This is a genomic window from Streptomyces sp. DSM 42067 (assembly GCF_055792885.1).
On record NZ_CM147706.1, the window covers coordinates 2,361,490 to 2,380,336 of the forward strand.

Consider the following 18,847-nt stretch of genomic DNA (forward strand, 5'->3'; position numbering starts at 1 on the left):
TGGAGCGCAGGGAGTTGACGGGGTCTACCCGGCGGGGTTGACGGCCTGCGCGCAGGTGGCCCAAGGGCTGGTGCGGCACGCACGCCGTGGGGGCTGGTGCGGCGCGAATGCCGTGAGGGCTGGCGCGGCACGCATGCCGCGCGCGGGGCTGGCGCGACGCCGGACGCTCACGAGCCGCTGCGGCGCTGGACGCTCAGGAGCCGATGCACGCTGGACGCTCAGGAGCCGGTGCGGCGCGGACGCCTCAGGGGACCTGCCTGAGGACCGCCTGCTGCATGCGCTCGAAGACGTGGGTGAACGAGGGGTCGCCGCTCGCCGCCTGGGCGTCGGCCGGGTTGAGCACCAGCATCAGCAGCGCGGCGAAGGCGATCACGGGCAGGAGGAGCGCCCACCAGGGCAACCGGGGTGCGGCGCCGCCCGTGCGTACCGGGTGGGACCGGGTGTGCGCAGGGACCGACATGCCGCCTCCGTGGTCCTCGAGAAGTCCTTGCCGCGTCGTCGCGTTCACATCTCGAAACTACGGAGTGCGCATGCTTCAGCCCATCCGGTGATCCACCCACTTGACCCTGACACTGACCCCCTAGGGGATGGTGGGGACAACCCCACCGAGGGATGCTCGGGGGCCGGGGCGCCGGCAGCGGGTCCCACCACGGACGGCGCCCGGGGTCACGGGGAGGCGATCGACGCGATGATGCCGATGATCACGGTGATGGCCAGCATCGCGCCGAACACGAGGAGCAGCTTCTTCTGACCGTTCTGGGGATTCGGATCGAGCACAGGCATGCGGCAAGTGTCGCACCCGCGATGCGAAGGGCCGCCGCCGGGGTGAACGGGCAATGGGCGGCCCACCGGGCTCAAGCCGCCCCGCGCCACCCGCACTCGTCCTCGACCGTCCGCTTGCGGCCCGCGAGTACGCCCATGACGATCTGCGGGATCATCAGTGCCGTCATGAGCGCGAGGGGCAGGCCCCAGCCGCCGCTGTGCTGGTAGAGCACGCCCACGAGCAGCGGACCCGGGATGGAGATCAGATAGCCCGTGCTCTGTGCGAAGGCGGAGAGCTTGGCGACGCCCGCCGCGGTTCTGGACCGCATGCCGACCAGGGTGAGGGCCAACGGGAAGGCACAGTTGGAGACGCCGAGCAACAGCGCCCAGGCCCATGCGCCACCGGCCGGGGCGAGGTAGAGGCCGGCGTATCCGGCGAGACCGCAGACGCCTAGCGCGACCGCGATGGGCCCCTGGTGGGACAGCCGGGTGGCCACGCGCGGGATGACGATGGCGAGAGGTACGCCCACCGCCATGGTGACGGCCAGCAGCAGGCCCGCGGTGCCCGCCGGGACGCCGGCGTCGCGGAAGATCTGCGCCATCCAGCCCATCGTGATGTACGCGGCGGTGGCCTGGAGCCCGAAGAAGACGGCGAGGGCCCAGGCGGTACGGCTCCGGGTGATCCGGGGCGCGTCGGGCTCGGTCCCGGGACCAGGCGCGTTCTGGGGTCCGTTCACGGGCCTGTTCACGGATGTGTCCGCGGGCCTTTCCGGGGACCTGTTCTCAGGACCGCTCCGCGCGCCGACACCGGATGCAGGACCCGCTCCACCCGATGAAGCACCCGGTCCACCCGATGAAGCACCCGCTCCGTCCGATGCGGCACCCGCCCCGGATGCGTCACCTCCAGCTGCCAGGCCACCGGCTCGTGCCCCTCCGGTTCCCCGGGCGCCTACAAGCGGCAGCCACGGCAGGACGGCCGCCGCGGCCAGAACGGCCCAGACCACGAGCCCGGACTGCCAGCGGCCGCCAAGTGCGTCGGCCATCGGCACGGTGACGGCGGCTGCGAGGGAGGTGCCGAGGGCGAGCGCCATCGAGTAGAGACCGGTCATCGAGCCGACGCGGTCCGGGAACCAGCGCTTGACGATCACGGGCATCAGGACGTTGCTGACGGCGATGCCCATGAGGGCGAGGGCGCTCGCCGCGAGGAAACCGGCAGTGCTGCCGGCGTACGGCCGGACGGCCAGGCCGGCGGCGATCGCGGCCATGCCGGCGCAGACCACCGCGCCGGGGCCGAAGCGGCGGGCGAGGCGCGGGGCCATGACGCCGAAGACGGCGAAGCAGAGCGGCGGCACGGAGGTGAGCAGGCCCGCGATGCTGCCGCTCATGCCGAGGCCGTCACGCACCTCCTCGAGGAGGGCACCGAGGCTCGTTATGGCGGGGCGGAGATTCAGGGCCGACAGGACGAGGCCGAGGATCACCAGACGCGTCGGCCACGCGCGCGTGGCCGATCGTCCGGGCTCGTCCGCTGTGTCCGCGGCCGCAGCAGCTGAGTCCGCGGGCGAATCGGCTGTGTCCACTGGCGCACTTGCTGTGCCCATACGTGGAGGAGCCGCTGGGGTCGACGCCATCGTCGGAGATTCCTCGCAAGCCATGCCCGACATCATAGAATCATGGGATGATTGACTGTCCACCCTCTTGGGGCCGTCTTGTTCTGCGTCACAGGGCGGTGCGCCACAATCAGGCCAGTCCAGCCCCTCCGGTCGGCCCCGCCGGGCCGGTCGGAACAGCCACCACGGCCGCCACGGCCGCCGCCCGGCCGAATCCGCCCGAAGGACCGTCATGCCGTTGAGTCACGCCCGCCGATCGGCGCTGTCGGAGCAGGTCATCGCCGCGCTGCGGAACCAGATCAGCTCGGGTGAGTGGCCTGTCGGGTCCCGTATCCCGACCGAGCCGGAGCTCGTCGAGCAGCTGGGGGTGGCCCGCAACACCGTGCGCGAGGCGGTGCGCGCGCTCGCTCACAACGGACTGCTCGACATCCGCCAGGGGTCAGGCACCTATGTCGTCGCGACCAGCGAGCTGGCCGGTGTGATGCACCGCCGGTTCGCGGACGCCGATCCGCGGCACATCGCCGAGCTCCGCTCCACGCTGGAGTCGAGCGCGGCACGGCTGGCCGCAGAGCGGCGCACCGAGCGGGACCTCAAGCAGCTCGACGCGCTGCTGCTGCGTCGCGAGGAGGCGTGGGAGTCGGGCGACGCGGAGGCCTTCGTGACGGCCGACGCGACCTTCCACATGGCCGTGGTGGCCGCTTCGCACAACGAGGTGATGACGGCGATGTACGCGGATCTCGGCGAGGTGCTGCGCGACTGGCTGCGCGAGGACGTCGGCGATGAGCTGACGCCGGAGAACCACATGGATCACACGCGGCTGGTGGACGCGATCCGTGCGGGCGACACCGAGGATGCCGCCTCCGAGGCCGCCGGTTATCCGTTTCTGTGCCTCCCGGGTCGCCTCCATAGCGGGAACCGCCGAGGCGGCGACGGGAGCGGTGCCGACGACGACAGTCCAGGCGGCGAGGAGGGCCCCGTCACCGCTCGTGGCTGACCCACACCGAGCGGACCTCCTTCCAGCACCGCCCGGTGAGCCGGACCGTCATGGCCGGCTCCGCCGCGACGGGGGCGCCGTCACTGTCGAGGTCCCACCAGCGGTCGCACTCGATGTGCAGCCGGACCCGGTCGGTCTCCGGGTACGGGTTGTGGCAGTACACCGTCACGTGTGAGCCGTCGATGCTGGTGCGGCACTCCGCACCGAACGTCTCCGGCACGGGTTTGTCGCCATCGTCGCCGTCCACGCGCGCGTGCTGCTCACGCATGGACTCTTCGGACGCGTTCAGGGAGGCAAGGGACGGCAGGACGGCGACGAGGGCGAGAGCGGCGAGAATCGCCCCAGGGAGCGCGGCGTAGCCGCTCCAGCGGAACCGGTGCCCGGACAGGCGGGGGAACACGCGCACAAGGGGTACCTCCTCGGCCGTACTGCGGCAGTCGACGAGGCCGCCGCGGCTGCACCACAAGGGGGAATGCCTTCTCGGTGGAACCCTGGGGGAACCTCCCGGAGAACTCGGACTTCTCGACTTTCTCGACTTTGAGGACTTCTCGTACTCCAGAGTGCGCGGTTTCGCGCCCCGGCCGCCCCTCAGGTGGGCCGAACGGGTGACGCCCCGTCCCCCGCGCGTGCGGGAGACGGGGCGTCGCCTATTCGTGAACTTGTGAACGCCCGGCCGTGGCCGTACGTACGTCTTGCGGAGGTGCCGGGCCTCAGGCGCCGACGGCGTGCAGACCGCCGTCCACGTGGATGATCTCGCCGGTGGTCTTGGGGAACCAGTCCGACAACAGGGCCACGACGCCGCGGCCGGCCGGCTCGGGGTCGGAGAGGTCCCACTCCAGGGGGGCGCGGGTGTCCCACACGGAGGCCAGCTCGCTGAAGCCCGGGATGGACTTGGCGGCCATCGAGCCGATCGGGCCAGCCGAGATCAGGTTGCAGCGGATGTTCTGCTTGCCGAGGTCACGCGCCATGTAGCGGTTGGTGGCCTCCAGCGCGGCCTTGGCCGGGCCCATCCAGTCGTACTGCGGCCAGGCGTACTGGGCGTCGAAGGTGAGGCCGACGACCGAGCCGCCGTTCTGCATCAGCGGCAGGCAGGCCATGGTCAGCGACTTCAGCGAGAACGCGGAGACGTGCATGGCCGTGGCGACCGACTCGAACGGGGTGTTGAGGAAGTTGCCGCCGAGCGCGTCCTGCGGGGCGAAGCCGATGGAGTGGACGACGCCGTCGAGGCCGCCGAGCTCCTCGCCCACGATGTCGGCGAGACGGCCCAGGTGCTCGTCGTTGGTGACGTCGAGCTCGATGACCTTGGTGGGCTTGGGCAGCTTCTTGGCGATGCGCTCGGTGAGCGTGGGCCGCGGGAAGGCGGTGAGGATGATCTCGGCGCCCTGCTCCTGGGCCAGCTTCGCGGTGTGGAAGGCGATGGAGGACTCCATCAGCACACCGGTGATCAGGATGCGCTTGCCGGCGAGAATTCCGCTCATGGTGATCAGTGACCCATTCCCAGTCCGCCGTCAACCGGAATGACGGCTCCAGTGATGTACGAGGCGTCGTCCGAGGCGAGGAACCTCACCGCGGCGGCGATCTCCTCGGGCTGCGCGTACCGGGCGAGCGGTACCTGCGACACGATGCTCTCGCGCTGCTCGTCGGAGAGCGCCTTGGTCATGTCGGTGTCGACAAAACCGGGGGCGACGACATTGAAGGTGATGTTGCGCGACCCGAGCTCACGGGCGAGGGAGCGCGCGAAGCCGACCAGGCCCGCCTTGGACGCGGCGTAGTTGGCCTGACCGGCCGAGCCGAGCAGACCCACGACGGAGGAGATCAGCACGACGCGGCCCTTCTTGGCGCGCAGCATGCCGCGGTTGGCGCGCTTCACGACCCGGAAGGTGCCGGTGAGGTTGGTGTCGAGGACGGAGGTGAAGTCGTCCTCGGACATGCGCATCAGCAGCTGGTCCTTGGTGACGCCGGCGTTGGCGACGAGCACCTCGACGTTGCCGTGCTGGGCCTCGATCTCCTTGTAGGCCTGCTCCACCTGCTCGCTGTCGGTGATGTCGCACTTGACTGCCAGGCAGCCCAGTTCCGTCAGGGCGGCCGGCGGCTCACCCGAGCGGTACGTGATCGCGACCTTGTCGCCTGCCTCCGCGAAAGCGCGGGCGATGGCGAGGCCGATGCCCCGGTTTCCTCCGGTGACGAGAACCGAGCGGCTCAACGGATCACCCTTTCGAATAGCGGGTCTGGTACCTCGGAAACCTATCCGTTTCGACCCGCCCGCGGAGAATCGGCCACCCACAGTGGCTGCGGGTACACACTGTCGGGTCTCTACAGAATCACTCTCGGGTCCCCAGAGAAACGACCCACGACGACACCCTGCGGAGACGCCCGGCCGCGGTACGTCGCGAGCGGCGCGCCGAGGGCGAGGCCGCGACCTGGAAAAGTCCGGCGCCTGCGGGCCGCCGGTCATGTTTCACTTCGGACTGGCAAACGGAGGGTACGAGGGAAGGAAGGCCACGCGTGGCCCATGACATTGATCAGTCGTTCCTCGCGCTGCCGCTGAGGGCACTTGCCGACGCGGCGCTCGCACGGGCGCGGGCGCTCGGGGCGGAACATGCGGACTTCCGCTTCGAGCGGGTGCGCAGCGCGTCATGGCGACTGCGTGACGCGAAACCGTCGGGCTCGGCGGACACCACGGATCTCGGCTATGCGGTCCGTGTGGTGCACGGCGGCACCTGGGGGTTCGCGTCGGGCGTGGATCTGACGATGGACGCCGCGGCGAAGGTGGCGAGCCAGGCCGTGGCGATGGCGAAGCTGTCGGCCCGGGTGATCGAGGCCGCCGGATCCGAGGAGCGGGTGGAGCTCGCCGACGAGCCCGTGCACAGCGAGAAGACATGGGTCTCCTCATACGAGATCGACCCCTTCTCCGTACCCGACGAGGAGAAGACCGGACTGCTCGCCGCATGGAGTGAGCAGCTGCTCGCGTCCGACGCCGTCGCGCACGTCGACGCCTCGCTGCTCACCGTCCACGAGAACAAGTTCTATGCCGACACGGCGGGGACGGTCACGACACAGCAGCGGGTGCGGCTGCACCCGCAGCTCACGGCGGTCGCGGTCGACGAGTCGAGCGGCGAGTTCGACTCGATGCGGACGCTGGCGCCGCCGGTCGGGCGCGGCTGGGAGTACCTGACGGGCACGGGCTGGGACTGGGAGAGTGAGCTCGCGGAGATTCCCGGGCTGCTGGCCGAGAAGATGCGCGCGCCGAGCGTCGAGGCGGGCGTGTACGACCTGGTCGTCGATCCGTCCAATCTCTGGCTGACCATCCACGAGTCCATCGGGCACGCGACGGAGCTGGACCGGGCCCTTGGCTACGAGGCGGCGTACGCAGGGACCTCGTTCGCCACCTTCGACCAGCTCGGCAAGCTGAAGTACGGCTCCGAGATCATGAACGTGACGGGTGACCGGACCGCCGAGCACGGGCTCGCGACCATCGGGTACGACGACGAGGGCGTGGCCGCGCAGTCCTGGGACCTGGTGAAGGACGGCACGCTCGTCGGCTACCAGCTGGACCGGCGGATCGCGAAGCTCACCGGCTTCGATCGGTCCAACGGCTGCGCCTACGCCGACTCCCCCGGCCACGTACCCGTACAGCGGATGGCGAATGTGTCGCTGCAGCCGGATCCGGGAGGGCTGTCGACGGAGGATCTGATCGGCGGGATCGATCGCGGGATCTATGTCGTCGGCGACCGGTCCTGGTCCATCGACATGCAGCGCTACAACTTCCAGTTCACCGGGCAGCGGTTCTTCAAGATCGAGAACGGGCGGCTCGCCGGGCAGCTCCGCGATGTCGCGTACCAGGCGACGACCACCGACTTCTGGGGCTCGATGGCGGCTGTCGGCGGCCCTCAGACGTATGTCCTGGGCGGCGCCTTCAACTGCGGCAAGGCCCAGCCGGGCCAGGTCGCGGCCGTCTCACACGGCTGCCCGTCGGCCCTCTTCAAGGGCGTGAACATCCTCAACACCACCCAGGAGGCCCGGCGATGAGCGTCAGCCACGTATCCGGCCGGGGGTCCGGGGGTCGCCCCCCGGGAAGGCACAGTCTGAATACGACGCAGGAGGCCGGGCGATGAGCACGACGACGCGTACATCTCGTACGAACAAGCCGCACGAGGTCGTCGAGCGCGCCCTCGAGCTGTCCCGCGCCGACGGCTGCGTCGTCATCGCCGACGAGCACTCGACCGCGAACCTGCGCTGGGCGGGCAACGCGCTGACGACGAACGGTGTCACGCGCGGCCGTACCCTCACCGTCATCGCGACCGTCGACGGCAAGGAGGGCACGGCATCAGGCGTCGTCTCCCGCTCGGCCGTCACCGCGGACGAGCTGGAGCCGCTGGTGCGGGCCGCCGAGGCCGCGGCGCAGGGAGCGGGGGCCGCCGAGGACGCGCAGCCACTCGTCGAGGGTGTCCCGGCCTCGCCGGACTTCACGGACGCGCCCGCCGAGACGTCGTCCGCGGTCTTCGCGGACTTCGCCCCGGCTCTCGGCGAGGCCTTCGCCCGGGCCCGCGCGGGCGGCCGCGAGCTGTACGGGTTCGCCAACCACGAGCTCGTGTCCAGCTATCTCGGTACGTCGACAGGGCTGCGGCTGCGGCACGACCAGCCGAACGGGACGCTGGAGCTCAACGCCAAGTCGCCGGACCGGACGCGCTCGGCCTGGGCGGGGCGCTCCACGCGCGACTTCCGGGACGTCGACCCGGGCGCCCTCGACGCGGAGCTGGCCACGCGGCTCGGGTGGGCCGAGCGGCGTGTCGACCTGCCCGCGGGCCGATACGAGACGCTGCTGCCGCCGACCGCAGTGGCCGACCTGCTCATCTACCAGATGTGGTCGTCGTCGGGACGGGACGCCGCCGAGGGGCGGACGGTCTTCAGCAAGCCGGGCGGCGGCACGCGGATCGGCGAGAAGCTGTCCGAGCTGCCGCTGACACTGCGCAGCGACCCGAAGGAGCCGGGGCTCGAATCCTCCCCCTTCGTCCTCGCGCACTCCTCCGGCGACGACGCCTCCGTCTTCGACAACGGGCTGCCGCTGACCCCCACCGACTGGATCCGGGAGGGCACGCTTGCCCACCTGATCACCACGCGGCACAGCGCGGGCCTGACGAAGCTGCCGCTGGCCCCGTCGATCGGCAATCTCATCCTGGACGGCGGCGACGACCGCTCGCTGGACGAGATGGTCGCCTCGACCGAACGGGGGCTGCTGCTGACCTGCCTCTGGTACATCCGCGAGGTCGACCCGGCCACGCTGCTGCTCACCGGGCTGACCCGGGACGGCGTCTACCTCGTGGAGAACGGCGCGGTCACGGCGCAGGTGAACAACTTCCGGTTCAACGAGTCGCCCGTCGATCTGCTGGGCCGGGCGGTGGAGGCCGGCCGTACGGAAAAGACACTTCCGCGCGAATGGAGCGACTATTTCACTCGGGCCGCGATGCCTGCCCTGCGAGTGCCGGACTTCAACATGAGCTCGGTCAGTCAGGGCGTGTGACCCTCATAGACTTGCGGGGAGCGGTCCACACCGTTCAGACCCTTCCAGCAGCCTTCCAGCTGTTTGAACCGTTCAAGGAGACAAGCAACCGTGACGGACATCGTCGACGAGCTGAAGTGGCGGGGCCTTTTCGCCCTGTCCACTGACGAGGACGCTTTGCGCAAGGCGCTCGCGAACGGTCCCGTCACGTTCTATTGCGGCTTCGACCCGACCGCGCCCAGCCTGCACGTGGGGCATCTGGTGCAGGCGCTCACCATGCGCAGGCTCCAGCAGGCGGGCCACCGCCCGCTGGCACTGGTGGGCGGGGCGACCGGCCAGATCGGCGACCCCAAGCCGACCGCGGAGCGCACGCTGAACGACCCGGAGACGGTCGCGGCCTGGGTGGAGCGGGTCCGGGCCCAGATCGAGCCGTTTCTGTCCTTCGAGGGCGAGAACGCCGCGGTCATGGTCAACAACCTGGACTGGACGGCGGGCATGTCCGCCATCGAGTTCCTGCGCGACATCGGCAAGCACTTCCGCGTCAACAAGATGCTGACGAAGGACTCGGTCGCCCGCCGGCTGGAGTCCGACCAGGGCATCAGCTACACCGAGTTCAGCTACCAGCTGCTGCAGGGCATGGACTTCCTGGAGCTGTACCGGCGCTACGGCTGCACGCTGCAGCAGGGCGGCAGCGACCAGTGGGGCAACCTGACCGCCGGTCTGGACCTGATCCACCGCCTGGAGCCGCACGCCAGCGTCCATGCGATGGCGACGCCGCTGATGACCAAGGCGGACGGCACCAAGTTCGGCAAGACCGAGGGCGGCGCCATCTGGCTGGACCCGGAGATGACCACGCCGTACGCGTTCTACCAGTTCTGGCTGAACGTGGACGACCGGGACATCTCGACATACATGCGCATCCTCAGCTTCAAGAGCCGTGAGGAGCTCGAGGAGCTGGAGAAGGTCACGCAGGAGCGCCCGCAGGCGCGCACGGCCCAGCGTGCCCTGGCCGAGGAACTGACGACGCTCGTGCACGGCGCCGACCAGACGGCGGCGGTCATCGCGGCGTCCAAGGCCCTCTTCGGCCAGGGTGAGCTGGGCGAGCTGGACGAGGCCACGCTGAGCGCGGCCCTCGCCGAGGTGCCGCACGCGAAGGTCGCCGAGCTCGGCCCGGTCGTGGACCTGCTCGCGGAGACCGGCCTCGCGCCGAGCAAGTCCGCCGCGCGCCGCACCGTCAAAGAGGGCGGGGCGTACGTGAACAACGTCAAGGTCGTCGGCGAGGACGCCGTACCGGCGGCCGAGGACCTGCTGCACGGCCGCTGGCTCGTGCTGCGCCGGGGCAAGAAGAACCTGGCGGCTGTCGAGGTGGCAGCAGGCTGATGATCCGTGCGTCGCCCGGGCACTCGTCCGGGCGACCACGCGCAAGCATGCCGAAGGGGGCGGTTCCGCCATCATGCGGAGCCGCCCCCTTCTGTTCGCAGGTTCAGAGGTCTGTGCGCAGGTCCAGCAGTCGGTACCTCACGCTCTCCGCCTGCCCCGGACCGACAGGTACAGCATGTCGCCGAGTCCTACGATCACCAACGCCGCGACAAGTTGCAGCACGTGTCGGCCCCAGTCGATGCCCCTGGTCTCGGCGATACCGAAGGACGACGCCAGCGCGTTACCGATGACGGCTCCGATGATGCCGAAGACAGTCGTCAGCCACAGTGGGCTGTGCTGCTTGCCGGGGAGGATCGCCTTGGCCAGCAAACCGAGTACAAAACCAACGATAATCGCCCACAACCAGCCCATGACTGCCTCCTAGTACGGCTTGACGCGAGCTTGATCCCAGTCTCGGGCCGTCGGCCATACGGCGCATGTCGGCGACGCCCGTACGACGGACGGCGCAGTGGGTACGCCCAGGTGGGACGGGGACCTGGTGTCGAACCCGGCGCAGCCGCGGCGTAACGTGGGGGGTGTTCGGACCGGGCTCCGGCCGGATCGGTCAGGTTCGGGCCGGGGGAGAGTCCGACACGGCATTCAGGTGGTGGAACACGATGCGGAAGCACAGCGGGGGCGAGGTCTTCCGGATCACAGCGGCCAGGCAGGGCCTCGAGGCCGATGTACGGGCGCGCCAGCGCCGCTACGTCATCTCGATGTCGGTCCGCACGGTCTCGGTGATCCTCGCCGCGGTGCTGTGGAACGTGGAGCGGCATGTCGCCATCGTGGCTCTTGTGCTCGGTGCTGTTCTCCCCTATATCTCCGTGGTGATCGCCAACGCCGGGCGGGAGAACGCCCCTTCGCTTCCGTCGTCTCTCATCACGGCGCCCACCCGGCCGATGATCGCGCCGCCGCAGCGAGACGGCGGCTCCGCGGAATCGGTCCCGGAAGACGTCGCCGACACCGGCGACACCGCCGCCGAAGCCTCCACCGGCGTCGCCGGGGACAGACGCGACCGGTCCGGCGACGAGGTGCCGGACCAGAGCTGATCACCGGAATTCCGCAAAGCTCAAGAAAAGCTCAGATCAATCATGACGTTCCGCTGCCAGTCGCCGGGTCCTCCGTGACATACTTCCTACGCGCTCCGCATCCCCCGTCGGAGCGACGGACCGACGCCGGGCAGCTCCCCCCGTGGCTGCTCGGCGTCGCCTTTTGTCCCCCTCCTTTTGACCCGCCGGTCTGCGAGCCGGACAAGGGGATCCGTATCACTGCCCAGGGGCAGCTGGGGGCACTGCCCAGGGGTAGCTGGGGGAGCGTTAGGGTCGGGGGGGTGAACGTCCCCGACTTCTCCTTCCCGCTCCCCTCCTCGCCGGAGTCCCCGATCTGCTCCGCCAAGGGCTGCCGCGCCGCCGCGGTATGGGTCCTCGCCTGGAACAACCCGAAGCTTCATGCGCCGGAGCGCCGCAAGACCTGGCTTGCGTGCGAGGAGCACCGCGAGCATCTGTCGAAGTTCCTCGGGGTGCGCGGTTTCCTCAAGGACGTGGTGAAGCTCGAGGAGTGGGAAGCGCCGGAGGACACGGAGGAGCCGGAGGACACGGAGGAACAGGGCGGCTGAGGCGCCCTGTCCGGCGCCGCGCAGACCGAGCGGGGCTGCGGTGGCCGGCCCGGGTCAGTCCGGTCAGCCGCCGATCGCCGACATCGGCCGCTCCGGTTGCAGGAACGACGGGTCGTCGAGCCCCGAGCCCGCCTTCTTGCCCCACATCGCCAGCTTCCATATGCGGGCGATCTCCTCGTCGGACGCGTCCGAGCGGAGCGCTCCGCGCAGGTCCGTCTCCTCGGTGGCGAACAGGCACGTGCGGACCTGGCCGTCGGCGGTGAGCCGGGTGCGGTCGCAGGCCGCGCAGAACGGACGGGTGACGGAGGCGATGACGCCGACGCGGTGCGGGCCGCCGTCGACGATCCAGCGCTCGGCAGGTGCCGAGCCGCGCTCCTCGGCGCCTTCGGGGGTGAGCTCGAAGCGCGTCCGCAGCGACTGCAGGATGTCCCCCGCGGTGATCATGCCCTCGCGCTTCCAGCCGTGCTGGGCGTCCAGCGGCATCTGCTCGATGAAGCGCAGCTCGTAGTCGTTCTCGACGGCCCAGGCGAGCAGCTCCGGGGCCTCGTCGTCGTTGAGCCCGGGCATCAGCACCGTGTTGACCTTGACCGGGTCGAGGCCGACCGCGCGGGCGGCCTCGAGGCCCGCCAGCACGTCGTGGTGGCGGTCGCGGCGGGTGAGGGTCTTGAAGACGTCCGGGCGGAGGGTGTCCAGCGAGACGTTGACCCGGTCCAGGCCCGCCTCCTTCAGGGCCTTCGCCGTACGCCCCAGGCCGATGCCGTTGGTCGTGAGGGACATCTGGGGGCGTGGCTCCAACCGGGCGACCTGGTCGACGATGCCGACGAGGCCGGGGCGCAGCAGGGGCTCCCCGCCGGTGAAGCGGACCTCGGTGATGCCGAGCCGGGTGACGGCTATGCGGATGAGGCGGACGATCTCGTCGTCGGTGAGCAGGGTGGACTTCGACAGCCACTGCAGGCCCTCTTCCGGCATGCAGTAGGCGCAGCGCAGATTGCACCGGTCGGTCAACGACACGCGAAGGTCGGTGGCCACTCGGCCATAGGTGTCGATGAGCACGTCGGCCCCCTCCCTGGTCCGGATCACTCAGTCACTTGCGAGCCTACGCGACGAGACTGACATCGACACCGGCCTGATCCCACGGGATACCGGCCTGACCCCACGAATAACCGGCCGGATCCCACGAGAAACGGGCTGGACCCCACGAGAAACCGGGCTGGATCCCACGAGAAACCGGGCTGACCCCACGAGAAACGGCACGGCCGCGTCGTAGAACCCCATCACGGGATCCACGACGCGGCCGTTCGCAGGCTCCACGCGGCCGCTGGCGCGGGGGGGTGTGGCGGCCGCGTGGAAGTCGAGCAGGGCAGGACGGCTCCGGCTCAGTGCGCCCCGGTGCCCGTCAGGGACCGCACCTCCAGCTCGGCGTACTTCGCGGAGTCCGCCGCCTCCTTGGACAGGACGGTGCCCAGCCAGCCCAGCAGGAAGCCCACCGGGATCGAGATGATGCCGGGGTTCTCCAGCGGGAACCAGTGGAAGTCGGCGTCGGGGAACATCGACGTGGGCTTGCCCGAGACCACCGGTGAGAAGAGCACCAGCGCGACGGCCGTGGTCAGACCTCCGTAGATCGACCACAGGGCGCCCTGGGTGGTGAACCGCTTCCAGAAGAGGCTGTACAGGATCGTCGGCAGGTTGGCGGACGCGGCGACCGCGAAGGCGAGGGCGACGAGGCCGGCCACGTTCAGGTCGCGGGCGAGCGCGCCCAGGCCGATGGAGACGACACCGATCGCGACCGTCGCGTAGCGGGCGGCGTTGACCTCCTCCTTCTCGGTGGCCTGGCCCTTCCTGATCACGTTCGCGTAGATGTCGTGCGCGAACGACGAGGACGAGGCCAGCGTCAGACCGGCGACCACCGCAAGGATGGTGGCGAACGCGACCGCCGAGATGGTGGCCAGCAGGATCGCGCCCCACGCCGAGTCGACGCCGCCGAGGTGGAGGGCGAGAAGCGGGGCCGCCGTGTTGCCCGCCTTGTTGGAGGCGATGATCTCGTCCGGCTTGATCAGGGCCGCCGCGCCGAAGCCGAGCGCGATGGTCATCAGGTAGAAGCCGCCGATGATGCCGATCGCCCAGATCACGGACTTACGCGCCGCCTTGGCGGTCGGCACCGTGTAGAAGCGGATCAGGATGTGCGGCAGGCCGGCGGTGCCCAGGACCAGCGCGATGCCCAGCGAGAGGAAGTCCAGCTTGGACGTGGCCGTGGCGCCGTACTTGAGGCCGGGCTCCAGGAAGGCCGCGCCCTTGCCGCTGTTCTCGGCGGCCGAGCCGAGCAGGTCGGAGACGTTGAAGTTGAACTTGAGGAGCACCAGGAACGTGATGAGCAGGGTGCCGCCGATGAGAAGGACGGCCTTGACCATCTGGACCCATGTGGTGCCCTTCATGCCGCCGATGGTGACGTACACGATCATCAGGACGCCGACCAGCGCGACGATGGCCACCTTGCCCGCGTCGCTGGTGATGCCGAGCAGCAGCGAGACGAGAACGCCGGCGCCCGCCATCTGGGCCAGCAGGTAGAAGATCGAGACGACGATCGTCGAGGTGCCCGCGGCCGTACGCACCGGGCGCTGGCGCATCCGGTAGGCGAGCACGTCACCCATGGTGTAGCGGCCGGAGTTGCGCAGCGGCTCGGCGACCAGCAGCAGCGCCACCAGCCAGGCGACGAGGAAGCCGATCGAGTAGAGGAAGCCGTCGTAGCCGAAGAGGGCGATGGCGCCGGCGATACCGAGGAACGACGCGGCGGACATGTAGTCGCCGGAGACGGCGAGTCCGTTCTGGAAGCCGGTGAACTGGCGGCCGCCGGCGTAGAAGTCGGCGGCGTCCCTGGTCTGGCGTCCCGCCCACACGGTGATGAAGAGGGTCGCGACGACGAAGAGCGCGAACAGGGTGATGATCAGCGGCCGGTGCTCACTCGCCTCACCGGCGGCCAGCGGGACCTGTGCGAGCTGGACCTGTGCGACTGCGGAGCTCATGCGCCGCCCTCCATCCGGGACTTGATGGCCTCGGCCTTCGGGTCGAGCTTGGCCGCGGCGTGGCGGGCGTACCACCAGGCGATCAGGAACGTGGTGAGGAACTGGGCGAGGCCGAGCACGAAGGCGACGTTGATGTTGCCGAAGAGCTTGGTGCCCATGAAGCCGCCCGCGTAGTTGGACAGCAGGACGTACAGCAGGTACCAGGTGATGAACGCGACGGTGAGCGGGAAGGCGAAGGAGCGGTACGAGCGGCGCAGTTCGCCGAACTCCGCACTCTCCTGCACCTCGATGAAGTCCTCCGCCGAGGGTGTTGCGGGACTGGTCGCCGGGCCGCCCTTGGACGGCGGCGGAGCATCGGTAGCCACGGAGTCTCCTCGCGATGCGGGTGCGGTGGTGTTCTGGGACATGGACGTATTCAGAGCGGTATGTACCGTTTTTGCCGGTTTGTGATCTGACGTTATGTGGATCAGGGACCGGTTGCGGACATACGTCCGCGGCCCGGAACGTGATCCGGCCAGGGGTTCGATGGTGCTGGCACCCCCTGTCCAACGTCACGGCGGCGCGCACGGCTCGGTTCAACGGTCTTTATTTCTTTCAGAACTCGTTGCTGGCCAGGGATGACGGGATATAGCTTCACCCTGAACCACCGTCATGTACCTGCCCGAGCAGCATCCGCGTTCGGGCAGTTCACGTTTCCGGATGATGTGGAGACCCCATGGCTCATCTGCCTTCCAGACGCACGGGACGCCCAGGACGGCGAAAGGCCGCTCTGGCCGTGCCGATCGGCATCGCGCTGACGGCGTCCCTCTCGCTGATGCCGGGCGTCGCGACGGCCGCAGCGCCCGACACCCCGACTGCCGCGGCCGCGGAGAGCTCGACCTATCCGTACGTCGTCAACACCTCGACCGATCACAAGACGATCGAGTCGGTGAAGAAGGCGATCACGAAGGCTGGCGGCTCGATCGTCATCGCGTACGAGAAGATCGGCGTCATCGTCGTCCACTCGTCCAACCCGGACTTCGGCAAGCAGATTCGTGCGGTGCGCGGGGTGCAGTCAGCGGGGGCGACGCGCACGGCGCCGCTCACGGCGGCGGGAACCACGGAGGCCGGTGCCCCCCAGTACATATCGGCGGCCGAGGCGGCCAATGCCCAGGCGCAGACCGCGGACGCGGAAGCCGAGCCGCTCGAGGCCGAGCAGTGGGATCTCCGGGCGATCGGCGCCGACAAGGCAGCGAAGATCAACCCGGGCAGCAAGGACGTCACCGTCGCCGTGATCGACACCGGCGTCGACGACACCCACCCGGACCTCGCCCCCAACTTCTCCGCCTCGCAGTCCGCGAACTGCGTGAGCGGCAAGCCCGACACCACGTACGGCTCCTGGCGTCCTGTGGACGCCGACCACTACCACGGCACGCATGTGGCGGGCGAGATCGCCGCGGCCCGCAACGGCGTCGGCGTCGCGGGCGTCGCACCCGGCGTCAAGGTCGCCGGCATCACGGTGGCCCAGCCGGACGAGAACCAGCTGTTCTTCCCGGAGAGCGTGGTCTGCGCCTTCGTCTTCGCCGCCGACCACGGCGTCGAGATCACCAACAACAGCTACTACGTGGACCCGTGGCTGTACAACTGCATGGACGACCCCGACCAGCGGGCCATCGTCGACGCGGTCAACCGGGCCCAGCTGTACGCCCAGAAGAAGGGCACGCTCAACCTGGCCTCCGCGGGCAACTCCAACGACGACCTCGCCTCCGACGCGATCGTCGACGAGTCGAGCCCCGACGACTCGACTCCCGTCACCCGCACCATCGACCCGAGCGAGTGCTTCGACGTGCCGACGCAGCTGCCGGGCGTGGTCACGGTCAGTGCCACGGGCGTCCAGAACCTCAAGTCGTACTACTCCACCTACGGCAAGGGCGTCATCGACATCGCCGCGCCGGGTGGCGACCGGTACCAGATCCCGGACACCCCGTCGGGGAACGGCCGGATCCTCTCGACGATGCCGAACGGCGAGTACGCCTATCTGCAGGGCACCTCGATGGCGTCGCCGCACGCCGCCGGTGTCGCCGCGCTGCTCAAGTCGACGCACCCCGACGCCACCCCGTCGCAGCTCCAGTGGCTGCTCAAGGCGCAGGCCGACAACCCGGGCTGCCCGACCGAGCCGTACGACCCGGACGGCAACGGCGTCGTGGACTCCACCTGCGAGGGTGGCGACCGTGTGAACGGCTTCTACGGCTTCGGGATCGTCAACGCTCTGAAGGCCGTCAAGTAGCAGGACCTCGCGAGGGCGTTGAGGGCTGTTCGGGGGGTGCCCCGGACGGCCCTCGCTGCTGTGTGCGGGATAGTGCATGCATGACGCAGTCACCTTTGGACGAGTCGGACGGGTTGGCCGGGCCGGACGGGCTGGACGGCTTGGGCGGTACGCGAGCGGCGTGGACCGCGCTCGGCGGGAGCCCGGCTCTGCTCGACCGTGTGACGCACGTCGTCCGCGAGGGGGCGTTGCCTGCGCGGCTGCCGGTCGTCGAGCTGGCCCGCGCCTGCGTCGGGGCGTGCGCGCTGGCCGCCGCCGAGCTCGCCGCGCGCCGCACGCGCCGTACCGGGCGGCCCGTGCCCGAGGTGCGGGTCGACGACGGCGCGGTGGCCACGGCGTTCGTGAGCGAGCGGCATCTGCTCGTGGAGGGGAGGGCGCCGGTCAACTTCGCGCCGTTGTCGCGCTTCTGGCGGACGGGGGACGGGTGGGTGCGGACGCACGCGAACTATCCGCATCACCGGGCGCGGTTGCTCGCCGCGCTGGGGCTGGAGGAAGGCGACGGCGAGAGCGCCGGCGAGGCCTCGGTCGAGCGGGTGGCCGCGGCTCTCGCGGAGCTGCGGGCCACGGAGGTGGAGGACGCCGTATACGCGGCCGGGGGCCTCGCCGTCGCGCTGCGCACCCCGGAGGAGTGGGCAGCGCATCCGCAGGGCGTCGCCGTGGCCGGGCAGCCGCTGCTCAGCCGGGAGCAGATCGGGGAGCCGGACTCCTCCGCGAACCGCCGACCCGGGCCCCGCCGGCTGCCGGAGCTCTCCGGAGATCCCCTGCTGCCTGCTGCCGGACTGCGCGTCCTCGACCTCACCCGGGTCATCGCGGGCCCTGTGGGCACCCGCACACTCGCCCTGCTCGGCGCCGACGTACTGCGCGTGGATCCCCCACATCTGCCCGAACTCCCGGACCAGCACGCGGACACCGGCTTCGGCAAGCGCTCCACCACGCTCGATCTGACCGCGCACGCCGACCGCCGCACCTTCGATGAGCTGCTCGCCGAGGCCGATGTCGTCGTCACCGGCTACCGGCCCGGCGGGCTGGACCGGCTCGGGCTCACACCGGAGGCACTGGCCCGGCGCCGACCGGGCGTTGTGGTCGCCCAGGTGTCCGCCTGGGGTGACTACGGGCCGTGGGGCGAACGCCGGGGCTTCGACAGCCTGGTGCAGGTCGCCTCCGGCATCGCGGCCGTGGAGGGGTCCGTCGAGCGGCCTGGGGCGCTGCCCGCCCAGGCGCTGGACCACGGCACCGGCTATCTGCTGGCCGCGGCGGTGCTCCGCTCGCTCACCGAGCAGCTGGACGGAGGCGGCGCGACGCTCGTCCGGCTGGCCCTCGCTCAGACGGCGCAGTGGCTGGTGCACCGGATCGCCGCCGTCGAGGCGGGGCAGGGCACCGCCGTGGAAGCCGTATACGACCCGGAGAACCCCACCCCGTGGCTCACCGTCACGCAGAGCTCACTGGGGCGGCTGGGGCATGCGCTGCCGCCGGTCTGCTTCCGCGGCGGACCGGACAACTGGGCACACGCACCGAGCCGTTGGGGCGAGGATGCTCCCAAGTGGCTCTGAATCTCCGAACCGCCAAAGAGCCGAGGCCCGCCGACGTTACCGGAATGCTCCGAACCAGTTGTCCTGCCGGAGTTG

18 protein-coding genes are annotated in these 18,847 nt (G+C 70.1%); 8 read left to right on the top strand and 10 right to left on the bottom strand.

Features of this window, described 5'->3' with window-relative positions; translation table 11 throughout:
- Positions 1 to 244: 244 nt before the first annotated feature.
- The 3 genes from ACSMXV_RS11100 to ACSMXV_RS11110 all read right to left on the bottom strand — a co-directional run bounded on the left by ACSMXV_RS11100 (position 245) and on the right by ACSMXV_RS11110 (position 2,360).
- Positions 245 to 460 carry a hypothetical protein gene (locus ACSMXV_RS11100; protein WP_181659386.1) on the bottom strand — a complete coding sequence of 72 codons (216 nt, stop codon included), beginning with the start codon at positions 458 to 460 and terminating at the stop codon, positions 245 to 247.
- Between the two features lie 206 nt (positions 461 to 666).
- Positions 667 to 783 (bottom strand): SGM_5486 family transporter-associated protein, encoded by a 117-nt coding sequence (locus ACSMXV_RS11105; RefSeq protein WP_107441149.1) that lies wholly within the window; start codon positions 781 to 783, stop codon positions 667 to 669.
- Between the two features lie 71 nt (positions 784 to 854).
- Positions 855 to 2,360, bottom strand: a complete 1,506-nt coding sequence (locus ACSMXV_RS11110) for an MFS transporter (RefSeq protein ID WP_473177486.1) — start codon at positions 2,358 to 2,360, stop codon at positions 855 to 857.
- A 241-nt stretch (positions 2,361 to 2,601) separates the two neighbouring features.
- Between ACSMXV_RS11110 and ACSMXV_RS11115 the strand changes: the two genes are divergently transcribed.
- Complete coding sequence (locus ACSMXV_RS11115) at positions 2,602 to 3,363, top strand: FadR/GntR family transcriptional regulator (RefSeq protein ID WP_473177487.1); 762 nt, start codon at positions 2,602 to 2,604, stop codon at positions 3,361 to 3,363.
- On the opposite strand, the gene ACSMXV_RS11120 is transcribed toward ACSMXV_RS11115, so the two are convergent.
- From ACSMXV_RS11120 to fabG, 3 genes are all read right to left on the bottom strand, one after another.
- The gene (locus tag ACSMXV_RS11120; protein ID WP_473178890.1) at positions 3,347 to 3,631 is read right to left on the bottom strand and encodes a hypothetical protein; all 285 of its coding nucleotides are present in this window, start codon (positions 3,629 to 3,631) and stop codon (positions 3,347 to 3,349) included. The genes ACSMXV_RS11115 and ACSMXV_RS11120 overlap by 17 nt on opposite strands.
- A 442-nt stretch (positions 3,632 to 4,073) precedes the next feature.
- On the bottom strand, positions 4,074 to 4,841 hold the full coding sequence (gene fabI / locus ACSMXV_RS11125) for an enoyl-ACP reductase FabI (RefSeq protein ID WP_473177488.1): 768 nt from the start codon (positions 4,839 to 4,841) through the stop codon (positions 4,074 to 4,076).
- A 5-nt stretch (positions 4,842 to 4,846) separates the two neighbouring features.
- On the bottom strand, positions 4,847 to 5,566 hold the full coding sequence (gene fabG / locus ACSMXV_RS11130) for a 3-oxoacyl-[acyl-carrier-protein] reductase (protein WP_181659383.1): 720 nt from the start codon (positions 5,564 to 5,566) through the stop codon (positions 4,847 to 4,849).
- A gap of 302 nt (positions 5,567 to 5,868) precedes the next feature.
- Between fabG and ACSMXV_RS11135 the strand changes: the two genes are divergently transcribed.
- From ACSMXV_RS11135 to tyrS, 3 genes are all read left to right on the top strand, one after another.
- A complete protein-coding gene (locus tag ACSMXV_RS11135; RefSeq protein WP_473177489.1) occupies positions 5,869 to 7,392 on the top strand; it encodes a TldD/PmbA family protein in 1,524 nt (507 codons plus the stop codon).
- A gap of 82 nt (positions 7,393 to 7,474) precedes the next feature.
- Complete coding sequence (locus ACSMXV_RS11140; protein WP_473177490.1) at positions 7,475 to 8,884, top strand: metallopeptidase TldD-related protein; 1,410 nt, start codon at positions 7,475 to 7,477, stop codon at positions 8,882 to 8,884.
- Positions 8,885 to 8,974: 90 nt separating this feature from the next.
- Positions 8,975 to 10,243 (top strand): tyrosine--tRNA ligase, encoded by a 1,269-nt coding sequence (gene tyrS, locus ACSMXV_RS11145; protein ID WP_473177491.1) that lies wholly within the window; start codon positions 8,975 to 8,977, stop codon positions 10,241 to 10,243.
- A 138-nt stretch (positions 10,244 to 10,381) separates the two neighbouring features.
- On the opposite strand, the gene ACSMXV_RS11150 is transcribed toward tyrS, so the two are convergent.
- The gene (locus ACSMXV_RS11150; RefSeq protein ID WP_473177492.1) at positions 10,382 to 10,654 is read right to left on the bottom strand and encodes a GlsB/YeaQ/YmgE family stress response membrane protein; all 273 of its coding nucleotides are present in this window, start codon (positions 10,652 to 10,654) and stop codon (positions 10,382 to 10,384) included.
- A gap of 245 nt (positions 10,655 to 10,899) precedes the next feature.
- Between ACSMXV_RS11150 and ACSMXV_RS11155 the strand changes: the two genes are divergently transcribed.
- Together ACSMXV_RS11155 and ACSMXV_RS11160 are read left to right on the top strand one after the other, a co-directional pair.
- Positions 10,900 to 11,331 carry a DUF3099 domain-containing protein gene (locus ACSMXV_RS11155; protein WP_473177493.1) on the top strand — a complete coding sequence of 144 codons (432 nt, stop codon included), beginning with the start codon at positions 10,900 to 10,902 and terminating at the stop codon, positions 11,329 to 11,331.
- A gap of 281 nt (positions 11,332 to 11,612) precedes the next feature.
- Positions 11,613 to 11,897, top strand: coding sequence for a hypothetical protein (locus tag ACSMXV_RS11160; protein ID WP_473177494.1), 285 nt, complete (start codon positions 11,613 to 11,615; stop codon positions 11,895 to 11,897).
- A 63-nt stretch (positions 11,898 to 11,960) separates the two neighbouring features.
- On the opposite strand, the gene moaA is transcribed toward ACSMXV_RS11160, so the two are convergent.
- The 3 genes from moaA to ACSMXV_RS11175 form a co-directional block, all read right to left on the bottom strand.
- Positions 11,961 to 12,950, bottom strand: coding sequence for a GTP 3',8-cyclase MoaA (moaA, locus tag ACSMXV_RS11165; RefSeq protein ID WP_473177495.1), 990 nt, complete (start codon positions 12,948 to 12,950; stop codon positions 11,961 to 11,963).
- Between the two features lie 323 nt (positions 12,951 to 13,273).
- Complete coding sequence (locus tag ACSMXV_RS11170; RefSeq protein ID WP_473177496.1) at positions 13,274 to 14,917, bottom strand: solute symporter family protein; 1,644 nt, start codon at positions 14,915 to 14,917, stop codon at positions 13,274 to 13,276.
- A complete protein-coding gene (locus tag ACSMXV_RS11175; RefSeq protein WP_473177497.1) occupies positions 14,914 to 15,282 on the bottom strand; it encodes a DUF485 domain-containing protein in 369 nt (122 codons plus the stop codon). The genes ACSMXV_RS11170 and ACSMXV_RS11175 overlap by 4 nt, the downstream gene beginning before the upstream one ends.
- A gap of 350 nt (positions 15,283 to 15,632) precedes the next feature.
- Here ACSMXV_RS11175 and ACSMXV_RS11180 point away from each other — a divergent pair, with 350 nt between their 5' ends.
- Together ACSMXV_RS11180 and ACSMXV_RS11185 are read left to right on the top strand one after the other, a co-directional pair.
- Complete coding sequence (locus ACSMXV_RS11180; protein WP_473177498.1) at positions 15,633 to 17,183, top strand: S8 family peptidase; 1,551 nt, start codon at positions 15,633 to 15,635, stop codon at positions 17,181 to 17,183.
- Between the two features lie 80 nt (positions 17,184 to 17,263).
- The gene (locus ACSMXV_RS11185) at positions 17,264 to 18,772 is read left to right on the top strand and encodes a CoA transferase (protein WP_473177499.1); all 1,509 of its coding nucleotides are present in this window, start codon (positions 17,264 to 17,266) and stop codon (positions 18,770 to 18,772) included.
- The last annotated feature ends 75 nt before the right edge of the window (positions 18,773 to 18,847 follow it).

Excerpts from the sequence above, each read along its gene's own strand:
- ACSMXV_RS11100 (WP_181659386.1), bottom strand. The coding sequence starts at position 460 with ATGTCGGTCCCTGCGCACACCCGGTCCCACCCGGTACGCACGGGCGGC.
- ACSMXV_RS11105 (WP_107441149.1), bottom strand. The coding sequence starts at position 783 with ATGCCTGTGCTCGATCCGAATCCCCAGAACGGTCAGAAGAAGCTGCTC.
- ACSMXV_RS11110 (WP_473177486.1), bottom strand. The coding sequence starts at position 2,360 with ATGGGCACAGCAAGTGCGCCAGTGGACACAGCCGATTCGCCCGCGGAC.
- ACSMXV_RS11115 (WP_473177487.1), top strand. The coding sequence starts at position 2,602 with ATGCCGTTGAGTCACGCCCGCCGATCGGCGCTGTCGGAGCAGGTCATC.
- ACSMXV_RS11120 (WP_473178890.1), bottom strand. The coding sequence starts at position 3,631 with ATGCGTGAGCAGCACGCGCGCGTGGACGGCGACGATGGCGACAAACCC.
- fabI (WP_473177488.1), bottom strand. The coding sequence starts at position 4,841 with ATGAGCGGAATTCTCGCCGGCAAGCGCATCCTGATCACCGGTGTGCTG.
- ACSMXV_RS11140 (WP_473177490.1), top strand. The coding sequence starts at position 7,475 with ATGAGCACGACGACGCGTACATCTCGTACGAACAAGCCGCACGAGGTC.
- ACSMXV_RS11150 (WP_473177492.1), bottom strand. The coding sequence starts at position 10,654 with ATGGGCTGGTTGTGGGCGATTATCGTTGGTTTTGTACTCGGTTTGCTG.
- ACSMXV_RS11155 (WP_473177493.1), top strand. The coding sequence starts at position 10,900 with ATGCGGAAGCACAGCGGGGGCGAGGTCTTCCGGATCACAGCGGCCAGG.
- ACSMXV_RS11170 (WP_473177496.1), bottom strand. The coding sequence starts at position 14,917 with ATGAGCTCCGCAGTCGCACAGGTCCAGCTCGCACAGGTCCCGCTGGCC.
- ACSMXV_RS11180 (WP_473177498.1), top strand. The coding sequence starts at position 15,633 with ATGGCTCATCTGCCTTCCAGACGCACGGGACGCCCAGGACGGCGAAAG.
- ACSMXV_RS11185 (WP_473177499.1), top strand. The coding sequence starts at position 17,264 with ATGACGCAGTCACCTTTGGACGAGTCGGACGGGTTGGCCGGGCCGGAC.